The sequence below is a fragment of the Marinobacter sp. UBA2498 genome, assembly GCF_002341575.1.
Classification (GTDB): Bacteria; Pseudomonadota; Gammaproteobacteria; order Pseudomonadales; family Oleiphilaceae; genus Marinobacter; species Marinobacter manganoxydans.
Genome location: NZ_DDOI01000155.1, coordinates 11,398 through 20,462 on the forward strand (window position 1 = coordinate 11,398; position 9,065 = coordinate 20,462).

General features: G+C 57.9%; 9 protein-coding genes. 6 read left to right on the plus strand and 3 right to left on the minus strand.

What is annotated here, in order from left to right; genetic code table 11:
- Positions 1–10: 10 nt before the first annotated feature.
- The 5 genes from B2W52_RS21495 to B2W52_RS21515 all read left to right on the plus strand — a co-directional run bounded on the left by B2W52_RS21495 (position 11) and on the right by B2W52_RS21515 (position 4,156).
- Complete coding sequence (locus B2W52_RS21495; protein WP_286804041.1) at positions 11–2,080, plus strand: marine proteobacterial sortase target protein; 2,070 nt, start codon at positions 11–13, stop codon at positions 2,078–2,080.
- Positions 2,077–2,667, plus strand: coding sequence for a class GN sortase (locus B2W52_RS21500; protein ID WP_053113239.1), 591 nt, complete (start codon positions 2,077–2,079; stop codon positions 2,665–2,667). The genes B2W52_RS21495 and B2W52_RS21500 overlap by 4 nt, the downstream gene beginning before the upstream one ends.
- 48 nt (positions 2,668–2,715) lie before the next feature.
- On the plus strand, positions 2,716–3,414 hold the full coding sequence (locus B2W52_RS21505; RefSeq protein WP_014578620.1) for a lysophospholipid acyltransferase family protein: 699 nt from the start codon (positions 2,716–2,718) through the stop codon (positions 3,412–3,414).
- A gap of 95 nt (positions 3,415–3,509) precedes the next feature.
- Complete coding sequence (locus B2W52_RS21510; protein WP_008175780.1) at positions 3,510–3,752, plus strand: GlsB/YeaQ/YmgE family stress response membrane protein; 243 nt, start codon at positions 3,510–3,512, stop codon at positions 3,750–3,752.
- 2 nt (positions 3,753–3,754) lie between these two features.
- Positions 3,755–4,156, plus strand: coding sequence for an MAPEG family protein (locus B2W52_RS21515; protein ID WP_041645712.1), 402 nt, complete (start codon positions 3,755–3,757; stop codon positions 4,154–4,156).
- Between the two features lie 65 nt (positions 4,157–4,221).
- Here the strand turns inward: B2W52_RS21515 and B2W52_RS21520 are convergent, their stop codons facing one another.
- A complete protein-coding gene (locus B2W52_RS21520) occupies positions 4,222–4,875 on the minus strand; it encodes a DUF2202 domain-containing protein (RefSeq protein ID WP_273069395.1) in 654 nt (217 codons plus the stop codon).
- A 308-nt stretch (positions 4,876–5,183) separates the two neighbouring features.
- Positions 5,184–5,624: an OmpA family protein gene (locus B2W52_RS21525; RefSeq protein ID WP_014578618.1), complete on the minus strand. Its 441-nt coding sequence runs from the start codon at positions 5,622–5,624 to the stop codon at positions 5,184–5,186.
- Positions 5,625–5,946: 322 nt separating this feature from the next.
- Here B2W52_RS21525 and B2W52_RS21530 point away from each other — a divergent pair, with 322 nt between their 5' ends.
- Positions 5,947–7,395, plus strand: a complete 1,449-nt coding sequence (locus B2W52_RS21530) for a rhomboid family intramembrane serine protease (RefSeq protein ID WP_092030596.1) — start codon at positions 5,947–5,949, stop codon at positions 7,393–7,395.
- A gap of 120 nt (positions 7,396–7,515) precedes the next feature.
- Here the strand turns inward: B2W52_RS21530 and B2W52_RS21535 are convergent, their stop codons facing one another.
- Positions 7,516–8,970 (minus strand): hypothetical protein, encoded by a 1,455-nt coding sequence (locus B2W52_RS21535; protein WP_286804040.1) that lies wholly within the window; start codon positions 8,968–8,970, stop codon positions 7,516–7,518.
- Positions 8,971–9,065 lie beyond the last annotated feature (95 nt).

The window sequence follows — 9,065 nt, forward strand, 5'->3', positions numbered from 1 at the left end:
GGCCTCTTTCATGAGCCGCTTTCTGCACCGTCGTTTCAAGCAGATCTGTGAGGGAATTAGCCTCTGGCTGGCAGTTTTGCTGATGCTGTTTGTTCACCCACTGTATGCCGAGGCGAATGAGGCAGACAAGGTCGGCCAGTTGCATTTTGTCGACGGCCAGGGGCAATGGCAGGAACCGGCGCTGGTGCTGGACAGTGAATTCGACATTCAGGTCAGCGGACTGATTGCCGACACTCGGTTGCTGCGCAGTTTCCAGAATACCAGCGACCAGTGGCGCGAAGGCGTTTTCGTGTTCCCGTTGCCCGAGAAGGCCAGTGTGTACGGTCTGACGATGACGGTGGGGGAGCGGACCATTGAGGGCAAGGTGCAGCCCAGGGAGACGGCGCGGCAGACCTATGAGAAAGCAAAGCAGGCCGGGCAGCATGCGGCGAATGTGGAGCAGCAGCGTCCGAATCTTTTTACTGCCCGGGTTGCCAATATCCCGCCGGGGGAGACGGTTTCGGTTAAGCTGAAGTACCAGCAACCGGTGCAGTATCAGGCCGGGGTGTTCGAGCTCACTGTGCCGACCACGCTGACGCCGCGTTACATGCCGGGAGCGCCGGTCAGCACCGCACCGGATCAGTGGCAAGGCGGGTGGGCGCTGCCGACGACCGAGGTGCCGGATGCCGGTGCCATCAGTCCGTTTACGGTAACCCCGGATGATGTGGCGGCCGACAGCCACCGGGCGGTGATTAATCTGGTGATTGATTCCGGGCTGCCGCTGGAGAGCGTCTCCAGCCCGTCCCACCGTCTCGCGACCAGTCAGGATGGCCAGACTTTCAGGATTCGTCCCGATGGCGGCGAGATCCTGATGAATCGTGATTTCGTGGTGCGGTGGCGTCCGGTTGCCGGGCTGGAACCCTCCGCAGCGGTTTTTCACCAGTCCTGGCAGGGTGAGGACTATCTCATGGCGATGCTGGTGCCGGGCGAAAACGGCGCCATGGCGTTGCCCCGGGATCTGGTGTTCGTGATCGACACCTCCGGTTCCATGGCGGGCGAATCGATCCGCCAGGCCCGAGATGCTCTTCAGGCCGGTCTGGACACACTGACACCGAGGGACCGGTTCAATGTCATCCAGTTCAACAGCCAGACGCATTCCCTGTTCATGCAGCCTGAAGTGGCCACCGGTAACAACCTTGCCCGGGCGCGTCAGTATGTGGATCGCCTTCGTGCCGACGGTGGCACCGAGATGGCTCCAGCCCTTTCCAGAGCCCTGGAAGGCGGAGGCGAGACTGAAGACGGCGCACGGGTGCGCCAGGTCATTTTCATTACCGATGGCGCGGTGGGAAATGAAGCTGCGCTGTTCCGGCAGATCCGCCAGCAGCTTGGAAACCAGAGGCTGTTTACGGTGGCTATTGGCTCTGCGCCGAATCGGCACTTCATGCGCGAAGCCGCCCGCTGGGGGCGGGGTACCTACACGGCGATTCACTCGCCTTCCGATGTGGATGGACCTCTGCAGGCCCTGTTCTCAGCCATGGAGTCACCGGTTCTGACCGATATCGGGGTCAACTGGCCCGGCCAGAAAGCCGGTCAGGAGTCGTTTCCGAGACGCCCGGGCGATTTGTTCCAGGGCGAGCCGCTGATTCATGTGGTTCGTGGCGTCCCGGCCATGGGGCAGCTGGAGGTGTCGGGGCGCCTGCCGGGTGGCAGGGACTGGACCAGAACGCTCGATCTGCAGCAGGCCGCTCCCGCAACGGGGCTGCATCGGCATTGGGCGAGGGAGAAAATCGACAGTTTGGAGGATGAGGCTAAGGTCACAGGCCGGGAGCCCGATAAGGCCGGCCTGACCGAGCTGGCGGTTCAGCACGGCCTGATGTCTGCCTACACCAGTTTTGTGGCCGTGGATTCCACACCCGCCCGAAGTTCAGAGGCGCCCATGGAATCGGATAGTTTGCCCACTCTTCTACCGGCGGGCAGCCAGGCGGGCATGCTGCGCTATCCACAGACGGCAACATCGGCGCCGTTGCTGATCGCGCTCGGTTTGGTGGGGTTGATGTTTTCACTGGCGATTGTGCTGCTGCAGAGGAGGGCGTTCTCATGACCCGGCTGCTGCTTCTGTTATTGACCAGCTCTGCTACCTTGTTGGTATTCGGGTTATGGATTCCGCTCAAGGCGGTTATCGCCCAGGAATTGCTGGCGATCGCCTGGGCTGAAAGCCAGGCCCGGCAGACGGAATCGCGCCCCTGGCCGTGGGCGGACACCTGGCCGGTAGCCCGGCTGGCTATTCCGGAACTGAACGACTCGATGATTGTTCTGGCCGATACCCATGGTGAGAGCCTCGCCTTTGGGCCGGGCCGATTAACCGGAGGCGCAGATGTCGGGGGAGCCGTGATCATTGCCGGACACCGGGATACACATTTCCGGAGCCTGAAAGCACTGGAGACCGGCAATGAGGTGCGTCTGCAGGGAAGGGATGGCCGTTGGCAGAGTTACCTGGTGGAGGGTGCCCGGGTGGTGGACAGCCGTTCAGAGCTGATCGATACCCAGCGTCTGCCAGAGGGGACGCTTCTGCTGGTGACCTGTTACCCGTTCGACAGTGTCGACGCCGGTGGGCCACTGCGATACGTCGTAAGAGCTTCGGCAAAGGGTAAACAAAGGGAACAAATTGACACTGTTGCCGGAATATAAAGTTGGCGTACACTTGTGCGCCAAAATTTCGCTGCAGAGTTTGGTTGCATGGGTATTATCAGAAAACTGCTGGCGTGGCTGAGCGTACCGATCATTTGCCTGTTCGCGCTCGTGTTCTACGCGGCGAGGCCGTTCAATCCGGACAACAACCGTATCCTGGCGCGCGTCGTCGCTCGTTTCGGGCGGGCGGTTCTGGGTATGGAGCGCCCTCTTGAAGGCTGGGAAAACATGCCGCAGGACCGGCCTACCGTCGTCATTGCCAATCACCAGCACAATGACGATCTGTTTGTTGTGGGCGACTTGTTGCCGCCGCGCACCGTCACGGTTGGTAAATCGTCACTGGTCTGGGTGCCTTTCTTTGGCCAGGTCTTCTGGCTGGGCGGTAACGTTATCCTTAATCGCGGACGCTCCCACAAGGCCATTGCGGTCATGAAGGCCACCAGCAGCGCCATCGCACGGGATCGAAAGAGCCTCTGGGTGTTCCCCGAAGGCACTCGCAGCAGAGGCCGGGGACTGCAGAAATTCAAGAAAGGCGCGTTTCACGCAGCGGTAGCATCGGGCGCGCCCATCACCATGGTCTGTGTTCAGGAGTACGCCGATGAGGCCGTCGGCTGGACCGGCCGGCGTGAGTCAGTGGCCATTCGGGTTTTACCGCCCATCGAAACCGAGGGTCTCACGGCTGATGATATTCCGGAGCTGATCGAGCGTTGCCACAAAAAAATGTCGGAGACGATTGCCACATTGTAATCGCCTCGTCTGGAAGTGCTTGAAGCACTTCGGTAAACAGGGCAGTCTTGCGGGACTGATCGTTTCGTTCAACGACCCTCAGGGAGAGGCAAGAGATGAATCTGATTTTGTTTTTGATTATAGGCGGTGTGGCCGGTTGGCTGGCTGGTTTGATCATGAAGGGCCGTGGTTTTGGCATTCTGGCCAACATCGGTATCGGTATTGTCGGCTCGTTTCTCGGCGGTTTTGTGTTCCGCCTTCTCGGTCTGGCGGCCCAGGGTGCTGTTGGTGAGCTGGTCACCGCAACGGTAGGCGCTGTGTTGCTTCTCGCTATTGTTAGTGCAATCAAGAAGGCCTGAGCATGATCGTACCCGTAACCGGAGTGTTTGCCGCAGTTATCGGCATTCTTTTGCTGGTGTTGTCGGCGCAGGTCGTCAAATTTCGTCTGAAGTACAAAAAGGGCCTGGGCGTCACCGATGATCGGGATTTCGAGGCCGCGGTCCGGGCCCACGCCAACCTGGTGGAGTATGCGCCACTCGGTCTGCTCATGCTGGCTATCGCTGAGCTCAACGGCGTTTCCAGTACTCTGATTTACTGGACCGGTATGGCGCTGGTGGTTGGCCGCATTCTTCATGCCTTCGGCATGATCAACGGTCGCGGTGGCACCCATTGGGCCCGTATGATCGGCATTCTGCTGACCTGGCTGGCGATTCTGGTGACAGCCTTATTGCTGTTGTGGAACGTCTGGCAGGTTTATGGCTAGACCAGAAAAGAACGGGCGGCCAATGGCCGCCCGTTCTGCTTTCAGCAACCCGGTTTTATAACCGGTCAGTCTTCAACCTGGCTCTCATCCTCCAGGATAAGCTCTACTTCTTCCGCATCCAGTACCTGAGGCTCATAGGTCAGTCCCTGTGCCTCGATCACGCTTACAAAGGCTTTCAGGTGGCTTTTTGATCCATCCAGCAGGTTGGAATAGGCAAGAACGATGGCGCGCTCATCGGTTTGATTAATCGCGGCCAGAATATCTCTCATATCCTTCTCTTCGATCAGGCCCCCTACGAACAGGCCATCAACAAACGAGTTTTTTCCCTTGGCAACCAATTCGTCATACAGGGCCTGAAGTTCCTGATTGGTGAATACGCCGATCGTGTCATTCACTACCGGGTCTTCAACATCAAACTTTTTCAACAGGTAGTCTACGGTGCTGGTATGAGATTCTTCGGACAGCGCGATTCTTGCGAATACCTGCGTTCTGTCGCCCCAGTACTGGTCCATTGTGAGATAAACGTCTCGGGCCAGCTTTTCCTCTTCGCGCATGAACTGCAGATCGCTCACCTCAATGGTGGTCAGATCTTCCGAATCGGCAGTTTCTGCCGATCGACCCCCGCCGTCGCTGTTGCGCGGACCGCCTGCAGCGAATGTGGCGCTGGCAAGGAACATCGAACCAATGAGTGCGGCAGTGGTGAAGGTTTTTGCGTTCATAGTGACCTCTCTAGTCAGGTAACAGTTAAACCCTGGATACATGACTAAGACGAGGAATTCGGGCAAAAGGTTCGTTAAATAAATGTAAGTTTGCTTTCTAGTTTGTAAATAAAGTCTTGTTTTTATTGAATAATAATTTTCAGTTTTAATGAAATTGATCCGTTTACCGCTTCAGAAATCGGAATAATTAAGATTTCATAAAAGCCGCCGACAGCGGTTGCAGGGTGTTCCATCACGCCTGTGCAGGGTGCATCCAGCCCCCGCTATGCGGTAAGTCCGGGGGCGGCCTATGGGGTTGGTGTTGCCGCTCAGAGTGCCTGGGCGACATCCATGTCCATGTATTCCAATTCTACTCGGCGGTTGGCAGCCCTGTCTTCCGGCGTTGCCAGAGGGCGCGCTGAGCCCCAGTGCCGCATTAGAATCCGGGATTCCTCCACGCCTTCCTGAATGAGACTTCGCGCCACTGCATTGGCCCGCAATCGTGACAGAAACTGGTTGTAATCCTCCGAACCGAAGTTGTCGGAATGGCCATGAATCCGCACGCTCACGGAAGGATGCTCCTTCAGGTAGGCGGCGTGCTGTTGCAGGAAGGCAATGTCATCCTTGTCCAGTGAGTGCTTGTTGAAGCCGTAATGGAACTTCATGCGGTGCGGGCGTCTGGTCCCGGCATCGTAAGTGGCAGCGGTGAAGCCTGCGGCCATCGCAGCATTGGCGATCAGGCCCGGGTTATCCAATACAAGTACGGTCATCTGAAAATCCTTGGTTCGGTATCCGGTTTTTCTTGTTATTCCTGTTCACTATTGGCCGGAGCAGGAATAACGGCAATTGGCGAAAAGTCGATACATGTCCCGGCACAGTCCGTCGCTGGAAATGATTTAATGTCATTTGTATGACGCGCCAATGACAGTCTCACCGGTAGTCCGGGCTTTTCCGACTCTGTGGGGTGTGCCACATTTCCGGGATTGACCCATAGCGACCTTTGCGCTGGATTCCATTTGAGCGCGAAAAGAAGGCGTGGCTGTGGTAAAAAGCAGACTTTCAGGGACAGATTATGATGAATTGTGACCGCCCATGCTGATTATCCCCGCCGAGAACGCCATCAACTGGAAACGCCCGCCCTGGGTCACCCTGGGCCTGATCATGGCCTGCCTGCTGGTTTTCCTGTTTTATCAGGGGGACGACAGCCGGAAACTCGAGCAGGCCGTTGAACAGTACCTGGCCGCCGACCTACATGAGCTGGAGGCGCCGGCCTACGAGGATTACCTGCAACGGCAAATCCAGTTCCAGGGTGAAGAAGGCCGGGTATACGAACTACAGCAGTTTCAGCAACTCCGGGAAGAGAACGAAACCTTCTGGCTGGCCATCAATCTGATGATGGACCGGGAGTTCTACCAGTATCTGCTGCAGAACCGTGATGTGATCTGGGCGCCGACAGAAAGGGCCCGTTGGCAGGAACAGCGCACTGCGATAGAGCAGCAGTACATCCAGAAGCTGAGTGCCAACCAGTTGGGACTGGTTCCTGCCGATCTGTCACTGTATACCCTGATCACCTACCAGTTTCTGCACGGCGGCTGGGGCCATATCATCGGTAACCTGATCTTCCTGTTCCTGCTGGGATTCACCGTTGAGAAAGCCCTGGGGCCGGGTCGGTACCTGATTGCCTATCTGGTTTGCGGTGCCTTGTCCGGCCTGATGTTTACCGCGGTTTCGGCGGGTAGCTATGTACCCCTGGTGGGTGCCTCGGGCTCGATCTCCGGCCTGATGGGCATGTACGTAGCCATCTATGGCCTGCAGAAGATCCGTTTCTTCTACTTTCTCGGCGTTTACTTCAACTATTTCCGTGCTCCGGCTATTGCTCTGTTACCGGTATGGGTGGGCAAGGAAATCTACGATTACTGGTATGCCGGTGCCACCGGTATCGCCTACATGGCCCACGCTGGCGGTCTGATCGCAGGTGCCGGCCTGGTCTGGCTGCTTGGCAAAAGCTGGCTGCAGGTGCGAGAGGAATTTTTTGAACCGGAAGAGGAAGAGCAGGATGCCCGGTTTACCACCGGTTACGCCCAGGCCATGGCCAGCCTCGGCCGAATGGAGTTCGATTTGGCCCGGCGGCAATTCGAGGCTCTTCGTGAGCACTATCCGGAACGCCATATTCTGCTGGAACACCTTTACCAGTTGGCCAAACTCCGCCCGGACTTGCCCGAATATCGTGATCGCGCCAAAGAGCTGATGAACGATGCCCTCAGCCGGCGCCAGCCAGAGCAGATGATTGCGATTTGGCAGGAATACCTCGGCAAGGGGGAGAGTTATCAGCCACTAGCGGCAGACGACCATAACCGGGTCCTGTTCACCAGTCTCAAGCAACATGACCTCAAGGCTGCAGAGAAAGCTTTCGAGCGGCTCAGAAGCACAGGCGATGACATGCTGACTACCGAGGCCTGTCGGTTGCTTGTGGAAGAGTTTGAAAAGCGCCAGATGGCGCCCAAAGCTCGTCATTATCGTCAACTTCTTCAGGCCGGCTAGCCTCGGGGCAGCAGGGTATGGGAGGGGCTTCCCAAAACACGCTGTGAATACGTCCCTGTACGCTCGGCTCCGCCATCCATGGCTCCGCACGGTTTTGGGAAGCCCCTCCCATACCCTGTGTCAGTCCTGGGCAGAAAACGTTGCTTTCGGTCCCTTCAGCGGCTCTTTATTCTGCGCCTGCTCCAGATAAACCGTAATCTGCTCATGCAGCGGATGATTCACACATTTTTTCTGGATAAACGTCAGGAAGGCCGTTGCCTTTTCCCACTGGGACAAGCCGTTGGCCAGGGTCTGGGCGACCAGCAGATAGGCTGGGGCCAGCTGTTCGCTGTCCGGGAAGCGTTTGTGGAAATCCTGAAGCACTCGCAAGGCCGGTTTGAACTGGCCCCGGTGGTACAGGGCCCGGGCGCAGCGCACTGAAAGGTCCGGATCCTCCAGTTTGAAGCCGGGTTCTGCTTTCTGGATCGTATTCAGCACACCGGCGATGCCTTCGCCGTCGTTGCGGTCGGCCAGCCAGCCCAGGATTCGTGGATGGTAGCGGTAGAGTTCGTCGGTGTCCTGGCGGGCGGTGAGTAGCTGGTACAGCTGGCCGATCCTCAGGGCGTTATCCCGGTCCCGCTTCAAAGCTTCCCTCAACATGTTCTGCACCCGATCGTAGTTGCCGTCTTTCAGGTTCATATCGATATCGGCATCAAAGCGGGCGCTGCGGTCGCGCTGGTGGGTGTCCTGACCTGCGGTGTCATCCTGGATATCCGAGGCAAATCCCAGCTCTTCCTGGTACTGGAACAGCAGGTAGCCAAGCATGTGGAACAGGATCAGGGTGAAGGTACTGTTCAGGAAGCCGGCGAGGGGCTGGGCAACCCAGAACGGAAAATGATTCACCGCAAAGTCCTGGGCCGCGCCCGAGGCGAGGGTCAGCAGGATCAGGTAGCCGTACAGCAGGAAATAAGGGGTGCCAATTCGCGAGATCAGTACCGCTAGGTTCATCGGATTCACCGCAGCACCCACCGAGCGTTCCATGGCCAGAACCATGATGCTGGCCGGTAATGCCAGAATGACAAATGCCAGCGCCAGCAGCATCAGGATGGGGCCACCGAGCATGGCGGCAGCGCCAACCAGCCCGCCCATTAGCACGAAGACCAGGAACTGCAGGATGACAATGTCAAAGCCGCTGCCGGTGAAGGCGACGGATACGGCCGGCGGTTTCAGGTGACCTTCAGCGGTGTGGTTGATCACCGCATAGGTGTACTTGAAGAGGGCAAGCGCCAGCACTATCCAGATAAGGATGCCAATCAGATTGGCCGGGGCAACCACCGGCACCAGGGTACAGATGGCGATAACGATCAGCGGATCGGTATGGAACGGGTAGCGGAAAAAAGCGCCGAGTCGCTGCCAGAAGGGGACCACCTCGGTGGCGGCGCCCAGATATCGCATGGCCTTGCTGCAGCGGGGGCACAGAGCCCGGCGCTGGCGGGTGTCGGCATCGGGCATGCAGCGACTGCAGTAATGAATCTGGCACTCCCCGCAGTGCCATTTGGCAGGGTCGCCGGGGTGATAGTGGCAATCATGTTTCACAGGTGCTTGTGTCCTGGTCCATCAGAAAATCGTTGGCTCATGATGACAGATGTCGGTTTTGAGCGCAGCAAACCAGTTAACAGGTAGACTATTGT